At 70.4% G+C, this 14074-nt stretch carries 11 protein-coding genes; 5 read left to right on the plus strand and 6 right to left on the minus strand.

All coding sequences use genetic code 11. The features are described from left to right. Positions 1 to 43 precede the first annotated feature (43 nt). The 4 genes from ACTRO_RS19755 to ACTRO_RS19770 form a co-directional block, all read right to left on the minus strand. Positions 44 to 1648, minus strand: a complete 1605-nt coding sequence (locus ACTRO_RS19755) for a beta-N-acetylhexosaminidase (protein WP_034265121.1) — start codon at positions 1646 to 1648, stop codon at positions 44 to 46. Positions 1649 to 1764: 116 nt separating this feature from the next. Further along, positions 1765 to 2691, minus strand: a complete 927-nt coding sequence (locus ACTRO_RS19760; RefSeq protein WP_051451083.1) for a carbohydrate ABC transporter permease — start codon at positions 2689 to 2691, stop codon at positions 1765 to 1767. Then, positions 2688 to 3644 (minus strand): carbohydrate ABC transporter permease, encoded by a 957-nt coding sequence (locus ACTRO_RS19765; protein ID WP_051451084.1) that lies wholly within the window; start codon positions 3642 to 3644, stop codon positions 2688 to 2690. The genes ACTRO_RS19760 and ACTRO_RS19765 overlap by 4 nt, the downstream gene beginning before the upstream one ends. Before the next feature lie 182 nt (positions 3645 to 3826). Next, positions 3827 to 5140, minus strand: coding sequence for an extracellular solute-binding protein (locus tag ACTRO_RS19770; protein WP_034265123.1), 1314 nt, complete (start codon positions 5138 to 5140; stop codon positions 3827 to 3829). 506 nt (positions 5141 to 5646) lie between these two features. Here ACTRO_RS19770 and ACTRO_RS19775 point away from each other — a divergent pair. From ACTRO_RS19775 to ACTRO_RS43590, 4 genes are all read left to right on the plus strand, one after another. Then, positions 5647 to 6381, plus strand: a complete 735-nt coding sequence (locus tag ACTRO_RS19775; protein WP_034275721.1) for a GntR family transcriptional regulator — start codon at positions 5647 to 5649, stop codon at positions 6379 to 6381. 79 nt (positions 6382 to 6460) lie between these two features. Continuing rightward, a complete protein-coding gene (gene bioD, locus ACTRO_RS19780; protein WP_034265126.1) occupies positions 6461 to 7189 on the plus strand; it encodes a dethiobiotin synthase in 729 nt (242 codons plus the stop codon). A gap of 154 nt (positions 7190 to 7343) precedes the next feature. Further along, on the plus strand, positions 7344 to 8357 hold the full coding sequence (gene bioB, locus ACTRO_RS19785; RefSeq protein ID WP_034275723.1) for a biotin synthase BioB: 1014 nt from the start codon (positions 7344 to 7346) through the stop codon (positions 8355 to 8357). Between the two features lie 330 nt (positions 8358 to 8687). Beyond that, on the plus strand, positions 8688 to 11981 hold the full coding sequence (locus ACTRO_RS43590; protein ID WP_051451085.1) for an AfsR/SARP family transcriptional regulator: 3294 nt from the start codon (positions 8688 to 8690) through the stop codon (positions 11979 to 11981). Between the two features lie 13 nt (positions 11982 to 11994). Here ACTRO_RS43590 and ACTRO_RS19795 read toward each other — a convergent pair whose 3' ends face one another. Together ACTRO_RS19795 and ACTRO_RS19800 are read right to left on the minus strand one after the other, a co-directional pair. Next, positions 11995 to 12231, minus strand: a complete 237-nt coding sequence (locus ACTRO_RS19795; protein WP_157436340.1) for a hypothetical protein — start codon at positions 12229 to 12231, stop codon at positions 11995 to 11997. 174 nt (positions 12232 to 12405) lie between these two features. Continuing rightward, positions 12406 to 13629 carry an ROK family protein gene (locus ACTRO_RS19800; RefSeq protein ID WP_157436341.1) on the minus strand — a complete coding sequence of 408 codons (1224 nt, stop codon included), beginning with the start codon at positions 13627 to 13629 and terminating at the stop codon, positions 12406 to 12408. Positions 13630 to 13716: 87 nt separating this feature from the next. Between ACTRO_RS19800 and ACTRO_RS19805 the strand changes: the two genes are divergently transcribed. Further along, positions 13717 to 13980 carry a SemiSWEET family sugar transporter gene (locus ACTRO_RS19805; protein ID WP_034265131.1) on the plus strand — a complete coding sequence of 88 codons (264 nt, stop codon included), beginning with the start codon at positions 13717 to 13719 and terminating at the stop codon, positions 13978 to 13980. The last annotated feature ends 94 nt before the right edge of the window (positions 13981 to 14074 follow it).

Raw genomic sequence — 14074 nt, forward strand, 5'->3', positions numbered from 1 at the left:
GTGGTTTAGACCATTCTAGTCTCCCAGAGCGCGGCGGACCGGGTCAACCGCGCGGCCAATCCACCCCGGGCGTCCGGTAGAAGCCGATTCCGGCCGCCACCCAGTGCGGCGCCTGGGCCGCGAGCCTCTTCTCGAACGCGCCGAGATCGTGCGCCGCGGGCGGGGACCAGCCGAGTTCGGCCACCGCGGGCAGCCGCGGGAAGGCGAGGTACTCGAGGTCGGCGAACGACGTGAGCGTCTCGCCCCACATGGCCGCCTCGACGCCGTACACGGCCGACGCCGGCACCCCGGCCAGGTACGTGGCCGGATCCCACTCGTACGACTGCGCGAGCGGCACCGGGCCGGCCCAGTCGAGCCCCGGAACCGTGTCTTTGTCGTACTTCTGGTCCAGGTACGCGTGGTTCGCCGGGGCGAGCACCACCTTCGTGCCCGAAGCCGCGGCGGCCTTGAAGGCCGAGGTCGGGGAGTCCGACGTCCCCCAGTACTCCGCCACCGCCGGCGATCCGGTCTGGGCGTTGGTGATCGCGTCCCAGCCCATCGGGGTCTTGCCGTCCGCGCGAACCTGCGCGGCGGCCCAAGTCATGAAGCCGGCGTAATCGGTCGCCGAAGTGGCCCTCGCCTCGTCGCCGCCGATGTCGATGTACGAACCCGGAGTCAGCGCGACCATTTGCTTGAGCACCGTGGAGACGAACGTCTTCACAGTCTGGCTGCCCGTGCACAGCGTGCTGAATCCGGTGTCGATGCCGGTGTACGGCGTCGTCGCCCGGCCGTCGCAGGTGAGGTCGCCGTACGCGGACTCAGCCGCGTTCACGTGGCCGGGCATGTCGATCTCGGGGATCACCGTGATGTACCGCGATGCCGCGTACGCGACGATCTCCTTGTACTGCGCCTGCGTGTAGTACCCGCCGGTGCCGCCGCCCACCTCGGTGCTCGCGCCGATCCCGGTGAGCGCCGGGTAGCCGTCGATGGCGATGCGCCAGCCCTGATCGTCGGTCAGGTGGAGGTGCAGGTAGTCGATCTTGTAGCGCGCGACGTCGTCGATGTAGTGCTCGACTTCGGCGACGTCGAAGAAATGCCGTGCCACGTCCAGCGAGGCGCCGCGGTAGGCGTAACGCGGGTAGTCGGTCACCGTACCCGCCGGAACGGCCCAGGACGCGCCCTGGACGGCCTTGCGCGACTCGATGGAGCCCGGGAGCAACTGCCGCAGCGATTGCACGCCCTCGAAGAGCCCGGCGGCCGTCTGCGCGCTCAGCACGATCCCGCTCGGCTCGACGGAGAGCCGGTAGCCCTCGTCACCCACCACCGCGGGCGCGCCGCTGAGGGTGAGTTCGATCGCGGGGCCGGACGGCGCGGCGGAGACGACCGGCAGCGTGTAGCCGGTGGCCGGGCGCAGCAGACCGGCCAGGTACGCGGCCACCGGCTCGGCCGCGGGTGACGCCGCGTAGAGCGCCGTGCCCGAGCCGATGGCGAACTGCTTGCCCGGCGTCCGCACGGCCGAGACCGGCGCGGGCAGGATGCCGGCGTACGCGTCGGCCGGCGCGGCCGGGCGGGCCGGGGCGGCGGAGGAGGAGCAGCCCGCGAGCAGACTCCCGGCCAGCAGGCCGAACGCCGCCGCGACGGCGACGCGGCTCCCTTGCTTACGATTCACGTTCACCTTCTGGCCGGATGCATGGATATACGCAAGGGGACCCGGACGAGTGGCGCTCGTACGGGTCCCCTTCGTTGGTTCAGTACCGCGTCAGCTCGGCTCGTCGCCGTCGGCGCTCAGCCCTTGACCGCACCCGCGGTCAGGCCGGAGGCCACCTGGCGCTGCACCAGGAGGAAGAGCGCCACGATCGGCACCGCCATCAGCAGCGCCGTGGCCATCACCTCGTTGTAGAGGACCTCCTGGTTGGTGCCGAGGAAGGCGTTGAGGTAGAGCGGCAGGGTGTAGTGGTTCGCCCCGCTGATCATGAAGTTGGTCAGCTGGAACTCGGTCCAGGTCTGGATCAGCGTGTAGATCGCGGTGGAGACCAGGCCGGGCACCACGAGCGGCAGGATGATCCGGAAGAACGCGCCGACCCGGGTGCACCCGTCGACCATCGCCGCTTCCTCGAGCTCCGCCGGGATGCCCGCGACGAAGCCGCGCAGGGTCCAGATGCAAAACGGCAGGGTCAGCGCCAGCAGGCCGATGACCAGGCCGAACAGGGACTCGGACAGGCCGATCTTCGTGTAGACGTAGACCAGCGGCGCGATCAGCGCGATCAGCGGCACCATCTGCACGATCATGACCAGCACGATGGCGCTGTTGCGGAACCTGAAGCGGAACCGGGCGATCGCGGTCGCGGCCAGGAAGCCGACGAGCGTGGCGACCACGACGGTGGAGAAGGTGACGATCAGGCTGTTGCGCAGGGACTGGTAGAAGCTCGAGTCCGTGAGCACCGCGCGGAACGCCTCGAGCGAGATGTTGCCCGGGATCAGCTGCGGGTGGATCGAGTAGACCTGTCCGAGCGGGGTGACCGCCACGATCAGCATCCAGTAGATCGGGAAGATCCACACCACGGAGATGACCACGGCCACCGTGTTCAGCACCCACTTGACGACCTTCTTGCGGGTGGCCCGGGCACTGGTCGGGCGCACGGCGGTCAGCCGCGGGTCGGGCTCCGGCTCGTACTCGGAACGCCGGGTCGGGGTGAAGGCGGTCGAACTCACTTGGCATCGCCTCCGATGCGGATCAGCTGGCGCAGGTACGGGATGGTGATCGCCAGCATGATCACCATGGTCAGGGCGGTGATGGCGGTCGCGACGCCGTAGTTCTGGTGCTGCCAGCCCTGCACGTACGACCAGATGCCGAGGTTGTAGAAGCCGGCCGGCGGCGCGCTGTTGAACAGGACGAAGATCTGGGTGAAGACCTGCAGGTCCCAGAAGACCGAGAGCGAGGTCATGATCAGCACGACCGGCCGGATGATCGGCTCGATGACGCTGCGGAAGGTCTGCCAGGCGTTCGCGCCGTCGATGTGCGCGGCCTCGACGAGCTCCTTGGGCACCTGGGTCAGGGCGGCGTAGAGCATCACCGTGACCATCGGCACGGCGCCCCAGATCACCAGGATGATCACCACGAACCAGCCGGTGTTCTCGTTGACGAACCAGTCGTGGATGTTCTTGTAGCCGAGCAGGTCGTTGATGATGCCGTACTGCCGGTTGAACATCCACTGGAAGACCAGGGTGGAGACCAGCGCCGGGATCGACCAGACCAGGATCAGCGCGAAGGTCATCAGGTAGCGCGCCCACGCGGAGATGCGCCGCATCAGCAGCGCGAACAGCAGGCCGACGATCATCGAGCCGCCGACCATCAGCAGCGAGACGAAGATCGTGCGTACCGTCGTGCTCCAGAAGGAGCCGCTGGTCAGCAGGTTGGTGTAGTTCGTGAATCCGGTCCACTGGCCCTGCAGGGCGGTGCTGAACTGGCCGACCTGGGTCCAGTTCTGGAAGGACAGCAGGAACATCACGACCAGCGGCAGGCCGAAGATCGCGAGAACGATCAGCAGAGCCGGGCTGAGGAGGAGATAGGGCGCCAGGCGGCCCTGGCGCCGCCGCTTCGGTGCGGGCGGAGCGGGCCGGCGGCGGCCGGCGCCGACCGGGTCGGCGAAGGTTTGGTCACTCATGCGGGGATACTCTCCTGCGCGGGTCGGCACACCAGGCGATGAGGGGGCGCGGGCAGTGCACCAGTAGTCGTCAGACGGATGATGGCTCGCCGTCGCCCCGGTGTACAGGGCGACGGCGAACTCTTATCGCTGGGAGGGCGGCCGGGCGGACCCGGCCGCCGCCGTCCGAGCGCTTGGAGTGCTTAGTTGAGCGCGGTGGCGATCGCCGTGTCGGTGGCCTTCGCCTGGGTGTCGATCACCGACGCGGTGCAGCCGCCCTTGGCGATGTTCTGCAGCATGGTGTCGATCAGGTTCGGGGTGCCGCCGTCGACGTTGGTCCACTTCGGAGCCTCGGGCACGAAGTAGGGGTTCTGCTGGCCGGACGCGTACTGGGTGTTCTTGGCGCCGGTCACGTCGCTGAGCAGGTTGCTGGCGTTCGGGATGTCGCCCGCGGTCGCCATGGTGCCCTCGTTGGCGCTGCTGGTGTAGTCGGCGATCCAGTCCTCGGCCAGGCTCTGGTTCTTCGAACCGGACGGCACGGCGAGGTCGGAGCCACCGGTGAAGTCCGGCAGGTAGCTGCCGGCCTTGGTCGGGCTGGGGATGTTGAAGTAGATCGAGGGGACCGGCGAAGCGCCGGTGAAGCCCTTGGGCGGGTTGGCGCTCTCCCAGCCGAGGCCGTAGAGGAACGTGGTGGTGCCGTTCGACCAGGCCGCGTCCTGGTTCGAGTCGATGCCCGCCGGGTCGTTGTTCTTGCTGGCCTTGAACAGGGTGCAGTAGTTCGCCAGACCGGTCTCGGAGGCCGAGGACTCCAGGGTGCCGACCCACTTGCCGCTGCTGTCGTCCGCGACGGTGCCGCCGGCGTCGGCCACGAAGGCGAGGCCGAGGTACTCGTCACCGGCCGGGACCTCCATGCCGGTGTAGCCCTTGACGCCCGCGTTCTTGGTGTTCAGCTTCTGGATGTCGCCGAGCAGGTCCTGCCAGGTGGCCGGGGCCGCGGTTATGCCGGCCGCGGTGGCCTGCTTGCCGTTGACCATGACCATGCGGTCGGCGGCGTAGTAAGGCACGCAGTAGAGCTTGCCGCCCTGGGTGCAGGAGGAGACCAGGCCCGAGTTCCAGTTGTCGGAGTTCGGGAACTTGCTCTTGACCGAGGACAGGTCCAGGAAGGCGCCCTCCGAGGCGGGGGTGCCGGCCTGGGTGTTGCCGACCTCCATGACGTCCGGCGCGGAGCCGGCCTTCACGGCGGTGGAGAACTTGTCAAGGTAGGTGCCCCAGGTCTGGTAGGTCACGTTGACCTTGTCGCCGGGGTGCTGCTGCTCGAAAGTGCTGACCGCGCTGGTGACAGCGGTCTTCCACCCGGTCTGCGCGTCCACCATGAGCCACACGTTGAGCGTCGTGTTGCCCGCGGCGGTGGTCGAGCCGCTGCTGCCGGTTGACTTGGACGACGAGGAACACGCCGAGGCCACGAGTGCGACCGAAGCGGTCGCGCAAGCGATGGCGACGAGCTTCTTGCTCTTCAAAACCATCCTCCGTTGGAAGGTAATCGGACGGCACCGCTGATCTCGGCCGGCCATCCTGAGCTTGGCCGGGCTTCGATCCGGTGCACACTGGGGGTGGAGCGTGTGTGTGCGGTCTTGCTGGTGATGCGGCGGCGTCCGGGGCGGGTTGGCGCCCGCCGTCGGCTACCTCTCAATGGTTTAGACCAGTTCGGAGAGTGGCATAGACCAATCCGTACCGTCAAGGGATTCGGGCCCGGTTCGGCTAACCCGTTATCAAGGCGTCACCGGGGGCAGGGTTCTCTTAACCAAGTGGTCCGTACCGGTACGTACCTTGGCTATCCTCAGTCACTCGAGACCGCCGACCCGGCGGTGCTTCACTTCTGTCTGGCAGCATGGCATCTTGCGACTGAGTTGACCGGAGTCGAATAGTGTCTGCCGGGCGGGAAACGTGATTCCAGGGAGGTGCCGTGGCGTTCGAAGAGGATGATCAATCGCTCCTCCACGACGAACAGGGTCAAGGTGAAGGCGTGGCGACGGCCGGAGAGCCGGTGGCCCGCGAACCCAAGTACTACCGGCTCAAGCGGCATCTGCTGGAGCTGACCCAGTCCAGCCCGCCCGGAACGCCGGTACCGCCCGAGCGCACCCTCGCCGAGGAGTTCGACACCTCCCGCACCACCGTCCGCCAGGCTTTGGCAGAGCTCGTGGTCGAGGGCCGGCTCGAGCGGATCCAGGGCAAGGGCACCTTCGTGGCCAAGCCGAAGGTGGCCCAGTCGCTGCAGCTGACCTCTTATACCGAGGACATGCGCGCGCAGGGCCTCGAGCCCGCCTCGCGTCTGCTCGAGGTCGGATACGTCAACGCCGACGCGGATCTGGCCGAGCTGCTGCGCATCCGCGACGGCGCCAGGGTGCTGCGGATCGAGCGGCTGCGCCTGGCCAACGGCGAGCCGATGGCCATCGAGGCGACGCACCTGTCGGCTAAGCGCTTTCCCGGCCTGCGCCGGCATCTGACGAAGTATTCGTCGCTCTACTCGGCCCTGAGCGCAGAGTACGGCGTGCACCTGGCCCAGGCCGAGGAGACGATCGAGACCGCGCTGGCCACCCCGCGCGAGGCCGCGCTGCTCGGCACCGACACCGGCCTGCCGATGCTGCTGCTCTCCCGCCACTCGCTGGACGAGGAGAGCGAGCCGGTGGAGTGGGTGCGCTCGATCTACCGCGGCGACCGGTACAAGTTCCTGGCCCGGCTGACCCGGCCCGCGGAGTAGTGGAGCAGCCGGAGTAGTGGAGTAAGGGCACAACGAGCGCCGCGCAGCACCGGCGCCCAACGGAAGTAGCGAACGCACCATGAGCATCCTGATCATCACCGGCACCGGCACGGACGTCGGCAAGACCATCGTGACCGCGGCCGTCGCCGCGCTGGCCGCGTCCCGCGGCGGCGGGGTGGCCGTGGTCAAGCCCGCGCAGACCGGCATCGGCGCGGACGAGCCGGGCGATCTGGCCACCGTGGCCCGGCTGGCCGGGCTCGGCGGGGACGCTCTGCACGAGTACGCGCGCTACCCCGACCCGCTCGCGCCGGCGGCCGCGGCCCGGACCAGCGGCCTGCCGGCGCTCTCGTTGTCCCGGGTCGCCCAGCGGGTGCGGGAGCTGACCGAGCAGCGGGCGCTGGTCGTGGTCGAGGGGGCGGGCGGCCTGCTCGTGCGCTACGACGAAGACGGTGCGACGCTGGCCGATCTGGCCCGCGAGCTGGGCGCCCCCACGCTGGTGGTGGCCGACCCGGCCCTCGGCACGCTCAATCACACGGCCCTGACGCTCGAGTCGATGGCGCTGCGCGGCGTGGAGCTGGCCGGCGTCGTCCTCGGCAGCTGGCCGGTGCATGAGGAGCCGGATCTGGCGATGCGCTGCAACGTCCGGGATCTGGAGACGCTGGCCGCCCGTCCGCTGGCGGGCGCCCTGCCGGCCGGCGCCGGCGCGCTGGACCCGGCCGAATTCCTGTTGGCCGCCCAGGCGGGCCTGTCCCCCGCGCTCGGCGGCGGGTTCGACGCCCGCGCCTTCCGGGAGCGCTGGGCGCGCTGACGCCTCGTCAGACCGGTTTCATCCCTGTTCCACGTGGAACATTATGCGCAACTATGCATGATGTTCCACGTGGAACAGGGATGAGTCAGGGCATTCCCCCGCACCGCGCCTCCCGCCCGAGGTCCGCGTATCCCCATAAGGGACAATGGCCCACGTGACTGAGACCGAGATCGCCACCGACATCCTCGCCCTCGCCCGGGAGCACGTGCTCGAACAGGGCCGCGCCCTGGACGAGCAGCAGATCCTGGCGGTGCTCGAGCTGCCCGACGAGCGCCTCGAGGAGCTGCTGGCACTGGCCCACGAGGTGCGCGAGCGCTGGTGCGGACCCGAGGTCGAGGTCGAGGGGATCGTCTCGGTCAAGACCGGCGGCTGCCCGGAGGACTGCCACTTCTGCTCGCAGTCCGGCCAGTTCACCTCGCCCGTGCGCTCGGCCTGGCTGGACATCCCCTCGCTGGTCGAGGCGGCCAAGGAGACTGCGGCCACCGGCGCCACCGAGTTCTGCATCGTCGCCGCCGTGCGCGGACCGGACAAGAAGCTGATGGCCCAGATGCGCGAGGGCGTCAAGGCGATCCGCGAAGCCGTGGACATCAACGTCGCCGCCTCCCTCGGCATGCTGGAGCAGGAGCAGGTGGACGAGCTCGCCGAGATGGGCGTGCACCGCTACAACCACAACCTGGAGACCGCGCGCTCCTACTTCCCGCAGGTCGTCACCACGCACAGCTGGCAGGAACGCTGGGACACGCTGCGGATGGTGCGCGACGCGGGTATGGAAGTGTGCTGCGGCGGCATCGTCGGCATGGGCGAGACCCGGGCCCAGCGGGCCGAGTTCGCCGCGCAGCTCGCCGAGCTGGAGCCGGACGAGGTCCCGCTCAACTTCCTCAACCCGCGCCCCGGCACGCCGTTCGGGGACCGCGAGCCGCTGCCGGCCAAGGAGGCCCTGCGCACCATCGCCGCGTTCCGGCTGGCGCTGCCGCGCACGATCCTGCGCTACGCCGGCGGGCGGGAGATCACGCTGGGAGACCTGGGCACCGAACAGGGGCTGCTCGGCGGAATCAATGCCGTGATCGTGGGAAACTACCTCACCACGCTGGGCCGACCGGCCACCGCGGACCTCGAGCTGCTCGACCGGCTGTCCATGCCGGTCAAGGCGCTGTCCGCCACACTCTGACGAAGCCGACCCCGTTGCCGACGCCGCTCTCCCCTCCGGCGAGCGGCGCCGGGCGGTGCGCTCCAGGACCGGCGGCGGGGTCGTCACCGCCGGTCCTGCACGAGCTGACACCCCTGACGCTCCCGCCGCGCGAAGGGAAGAAAGAACGGCGGATTCGCCACCGCCCATGCATTCACTCGTGCCGAATGCACCGGGTGCCTGGGATTAAGCATTCCGCTTTCCCCTACCGCGCGACTACCATCGGGCTGTCGCAGCATGCTCGTGGCGGGTCCGTCCACGAGCACGGCGGCAGCCGCGGTCTCGCGGTTGGGTGGGTGGAGGGTTCCGTTCGTGCAGTACGCGTTGCTCGGTCCGATCGCCGTAAGCGGTGATGACGGACCGTTGGAGATCAACGGGACACTGCGGCGTACCCTGCTGGCGGCCCTGCTGCTGCGCCCGAATCAAGTGGTCTCCGCGGACCAGCTGGCCGACCTGCTGTGGGGAGACCGGCCCAGTGTCTCGGCCACCACCTCGCTCTACAACCAGGTCATGCGGCTCCGTCAGGCGCTCGGGCGGCACGCCGGGCGGATCAGGGCCGTGCCTCCCGGCTACGTCATCGACGTCGAACCCGGCGAGCTCGACACCGCCGTGTTCGCCGAGCACGGCGCCGCGGCCGCGCAGGCCACGCAGAGCGCCGACTGGGCCGCCGCCTCCCGCGAGTACGCCGCGGCCCTCGCCCTGTGGCGCGGCCAGCCGCTGGCCGACGTGCCGGCGCTGCAGTCCGACGCGACGATCCAGCAGCTCAACGAGGAACGGCTGCTGGCCCAGCAGGGCCGGATCGAGGCCGATCTGCACCTGGCCCGGCACGACCAGGTCATCGGCGAACTGCGTACCCTGATCGACCGCCACCCGTGGCGCGAGGCCTTCCACGGCCAGCTCATGCTCGCTCTCTACCGCGCCGGGCGCCAGCCCGAGGCCCTCGACGTCTACCGCGACCTGCGCCGCGCGGTCGCGGACGAGTTCGGCGTGGAACCGAGCGACAGCGTCCGCGGCCTGCATGCCAGGATCCTGCGCTCGGACCAGGGCCTCGCCCTGCCGCCGGCCGCCCAGGCCGAGGCGGCCGCGGCCGCGTCGGCGGCCGTCGAGATCTCGGTTCCGCTGCCCCCCAGGGCACCGGTGCGCCAGCTGCCCGCAGACACCCGCGCCTTCACCGGCCGCGAGTCGGAGCTCGAGACCCTGGTCGAGGCGGCCCGCCAGGCCCGGAGCGCCCACGCGCACGACGACGCCTCCACCGTCGTGATCTGCGCCATCAACGGCATGGGCGGGATCGGCAAGACCACGCTGGCGATCCGCGCCGCGCACCGGCTGGCCGAGTGCTTCCCGGACGGCCAGCTGTTCATCGACCTACAGGGCCACTCCGTCGACCTCGACCCGGTCAGCCCGCAGGACGCCCTCGACTACCTGCTGCGCTCGCTCGGCGTGGAGCCGGTGGCCATCCCGCAGGAGATGCAGGAGCGGGCCGCGTTCTACCGCTCCCGGCTGGCCGGCACCAAGACCCTGCTCGTACTCGACAACGCCCGCAGCGCCGCGCAGGTCAGGCCGCTGATCCCGGCCGGCCCCGGCTGCCTGGTCGTCGTGACCAGCCGGACCCAGCTGACCGGCCTCGACGACGCCGAGTTCCTCAGCCTCGACGCGCTCCCGCCGGACGAGGCCGTGGCCCTGCTCAGCAGCGCCGCCGGTCCCGGCCGGGTGGACGAGCGCGATCCGGCGGCGGCCGAGCTCACCGAGTTCTGCGGCCGGCTCCCGCTGGCGATCCGGATCATCGGCGCCCGCCTGCGCCACCGCCCCAAGCTGTGCGCCGAGACGCTGCTGGCCGCGCTGCACAGCGACAGCGATCCGCTGGCGCTGCTCAAGGACGGCGACCGGGACATCACCCGCGTCTTCGCCTCCTCCCTCGGCGTGCTGCCCGAGTCGGAGCGGCGGCTGTTCGCCCGGCTGGGCGTGATCCCCGGCCCGGACTTCGACGTCTACGCCGCGGCCGCGCTGGAGGAGATCGACCTCGGCGAGGCCGAGCGCCGGCTCGAATCGCTGCTCGACCACAGCCTGCTGATCCAGCACAAGGAGGGCCGGTTCCGGCTGCACGACCTGCTGCGCACCTACGCCCGCGTACAGGCGGCCGAGTGCGAGGCGGAGCAGAACGAGGCGGCGCGCAACCGCCTGCTGAGCTACTACCTGGAGACGGCGGCCTCCGCGCGGGCGCTTTGGTTCGGCCGCCCGGGCGGCCCGCGGCCGCTGCCGCGCCACGTCGCCGGCTCCGAGGACATGGCCGACGCGAAGGCCTGGTTCGACGCGGAGCGCGAGAACCTGCTCGCCATCTTCGTCCAGGACACGCTCGAGGCGAAGCAGAAGCTCAAGCTGGTCGCCGATCTGATCCCCTATCTGCGGGCGTCAGGCCCCTGGGATCAGGCCATCGTCCTGCTCGTCGAGGCGGTCGATGTGGCCCGGGCGCTGCACGATCTCGGCGAGGAGGCCCGCGCGCTGCGCCTGCTGGGCCACATCTACGCGGAGCGCGGGATGATCTCGGACGCGTTGCCCTGCCTGGAACGGGCCGTCGCGCTCTCCCGCGAGTCCGGCGACCGGCTCGGTGAGGCGCACGCTCTCAAAACCCTCGGCTGGGCCTTCGGCGGGAGGGAGACGCGCAGGGCTCTGTCCTACGCCCAGCAGGCGGCGCAGGTGCTGCGCGGCTTCGGCCCGACGGACGAGGCGGACGCGATCAACCTGCTCGCGGTCCTGTCCAACCAGAACGGCAGGTTCGAGGAGTCCGTCGCGCTGGCCGAGCAGTTGCGCGACCTCGCCCGCGCGATCAACAGCCGACTCTACGAGGCCAATGCCCTGTTCCACCTGAGCCACGCGAAGTACGCGCTGGAGGAGTTCGACGAGGTCGAGCCGATCCTGCTGCGGGCGCGGGAGATCTCGCAGGAGTCGCGCCGAGGCGCGGCGGGCATCGAGCAGGAGCTCGGCCGGCTGCGGATGCGCCGGGGCCGATTCGCCGAGGCGGTCGAGTATCTAGAGCGGGCCGCGACGGTCTTCGTCGAGCTCGGTTACGCCATCGGCATGGCCTACTCGTACGGAGAGCTCGGCCGGATCCGGCTTCGGCTCGGCGATCCCGACGGCGCGATGGCGCTGCTGCAGTACGCGCTGCGGGTCTCGCTCGACGGCGGGCTGAAGTACGGCGAGAGCTTCGTGCGGACGAACGTGGGATACGCTCACATCGCCCGCGGCGAGTTCGCCGCCGCCGAGGACCAGCTGCGGATGAGCCTGGAAACCGGCGCGCGCGGCGGCTTCATGTTCCCGCAGGTGGAGGCACGGGTCGGCCTGTGCGCCCTGGTCTGCGCGCGGGACGGGGCCGCGACCGCGCTGCCCTACTACGACGAGGCCCTCGAGTTCGTCCGCTGGGCCCGTCATCCGAGCGAGATGGCCACCGCGCTGGTCGGATTGGGCCGGTGCGAGCTGGAGACGGGCCGGCACGACTCTGGCGTCGCGCACCTGAACGAGGCGATCGGGCTCTACCAGCGGATGGGTTCCGAACTCGACATGGCCGAGACCCGGGCCGTACTCACATCCCTGACGTCGGTCGCGCGGTGAGCCGAAACCGCGCTCACTGAGCCTTCGCGTCGGTCGCGGCGTCCTGCTCCTGCGGCTGTTCCTCCGACCGACCTCGCGACTCCGGCACCGGCCGGGCCCGCGCCGACGCCGTACGCAGCGGACGTCGGCCGCGGCGGGTGATCAGAAAGACGAGCAGCCCGATCAGAACGAAGATGCCCAGCGCGAAAAGAGCCACGGCACCGACGTTGGACCCGTGGTTGGTCGGATCGCCCAGGAAGAACACTGCCACCGAAGAGTGCATATCGAGATCCCCATTCTCGATCGGCTGATGTCGCCTGCTTCGAGGCTAGCCGAACCAGCCGTTCCGGTCGCGCCGCCCGAGGCGCTTGTCCGGTTCCTACCCGGCGAAGGGCGTTCGCGTGCTGCTTCGGCGCGATCTGTTCGGGAGCGGACCGACCGCGGCTCACTCCGGCTCGGGCCGCTCCGCGCGCGCCGCCAGGACCGGCTCGAGCGCCAGTTCGGCCGCGCCGAGCAGGGCTCCGGCCTCCAGCCGGGCCGGTTCGACCGGGACCGGCACGGCCCGCTCCAGGAACGAACGCTCCCTCAGCTCGGTGCTGATCCGGGCGCGGCTGAGCGGGAGCAGCCGGGCGAGCAGGCCGCCGAGCAGGATCCGGTCCGGATCGAGCAGGTTGACCAGGCCGGCCAGCCCCACCCCGAGCCGGGTGGCGACCTCGTCGACCGCGGCGACGGCGACGGGATCGCCGCGTTCGGCCGCCTCCATCAGCACCCTGGCGCGGTATTCGATCCCGGTGACCGGCTCGTCCGGCAGGTGCGCGGCCCGCATCAGCGCCCTGGTGTCGGCGACCAGTTCCAGGCAGCCGCGCGAGCCGCAGGAGCAGCGCGGGCCGTCGGGGTCGGCGCTGGTGTGGCCGACCTCCATCGCGTAACCGCGGGCGCCGCCGAAGACGGAACCCTCGGTGACCAGCGCGCCGCCGATGCCGATGTGCTCGGTGGTGACGTAGAGCAGCTGCCGCGAGCCCTGTCCGGCGCCGTGCCGGTGCTCGGCGAGCGCGGCCAGGTTCGCGTCGTTGCCGACGTGCACCGGCCACGGTTCGTCGAGGCCTTCCTGCACCAGGTCGCGGGCGGGCACGCCGGTCCAGTCCAGGTGCCGCGGCTGCAGCGCGTAGCCGTCCTCGCGGCGTACCGGCGAGGGCATCGAGACGCCGACGCCCGCGATCGGCCGTCCGCACTCGCGCCCCAGCTTGCGCAGCAGCCTGCTGATCCGCAGGAAGATCGAGGCGACCTCGGGCCGCGTCTCCACCGGCTCGCGTTCCACCCGCAGTATCCGCCCGCCGAGCCCGACCACCGCGACGTCGAGCGTGTCCACCCTCAGGTGCACGCTCAGAGCCACCGGCGCGCCGGGCGCCACCTCGACGAGGTGCGAGGGACGGCCCGGCCCGATGCCGGATCGGGCGGAAGGACGGTCGTCGATGCGCACGAGGCCGCGGCCGACGAGCTCGGTCAGGGCGTAGCCGGCGGCGGAGCGGCCGCAGCCTAGCGAGGCGGTGAGCTCGGCACGGGTGGCCGAGCCGCCGGAGCGGTGCAGCAGCACCAGCATCCGGGAGGCGTTGTTGGCCGAATCGTCGCCGTTCGGACCGACGCGCGGACTGGACACGGAAGGGGTCACCCCACGATTATGTATTTGTACAGCGTTTGCACAAAGCCTGTCACATCCATTCGGCACGATGCGTGCCGGACGAGGGGGTTTTCCACCATGTCCACCACGACGCTCATCGGCCTGGTCGCCGGCGCGCTCACCACCCTTTCCTGGCTGCCGCAGGTGCTGCGGGCCTTCAAGACCAGGTCCACCGGGGACTTCTCCTGGGGCTGGTTCGCCATGTTCGGCAGCGGTGTGGCCATCTGGCTGATCTACGGCATGGTCGGCGGCGGCGTCGCCGTGATCGCCGCCAACGCGCTCACCTTCCTGCTCGTGCTCGGCCTGTGCGCGCTCAAGGTCAGCCACGCCCGGAAGTGGTAGAACTCGAATCGGTTCCGGATCCGGGCATTCGAGACCGAATCGAGATGCCCCGGGTCCGTCACAACGGGATCGTGCGCAACTAACCTCCATGGAA

It is taken from the genome of Actinospica robiniae DSM 44927 (assembly GCF_000504285.1).
Taxonomy (GTDB): domain Bacteria; phylum Actinomycetota; class Actinomycetes; order Streptomycetales; family Catenulisporaceae; genus Actinospica; species Actinospica robiniae.

Coding starts and splice junctions, on each gene's coding strand:
- ACTRO_RS19765 (WP_051451084.1), bottom strand. CDS start 3,644: ATGAGTGACCAAACCTTCGCCGACCCGGTCGGCGCCGGCCGCCGCCGG.
- bioD (WP_034265126.1), top strand. CDS start 6,461: ATGAGCATCCTGATCATCACCGGCACCGGCACGGACGTCGGCAAGACC.
- ACTRO_RS19805 (WP_034265131.1), top strand. CDS start 13,717: ATGTCCACCACGACGCTCATCGGCCTGGTCGCCGGCGCGCTCACCACC.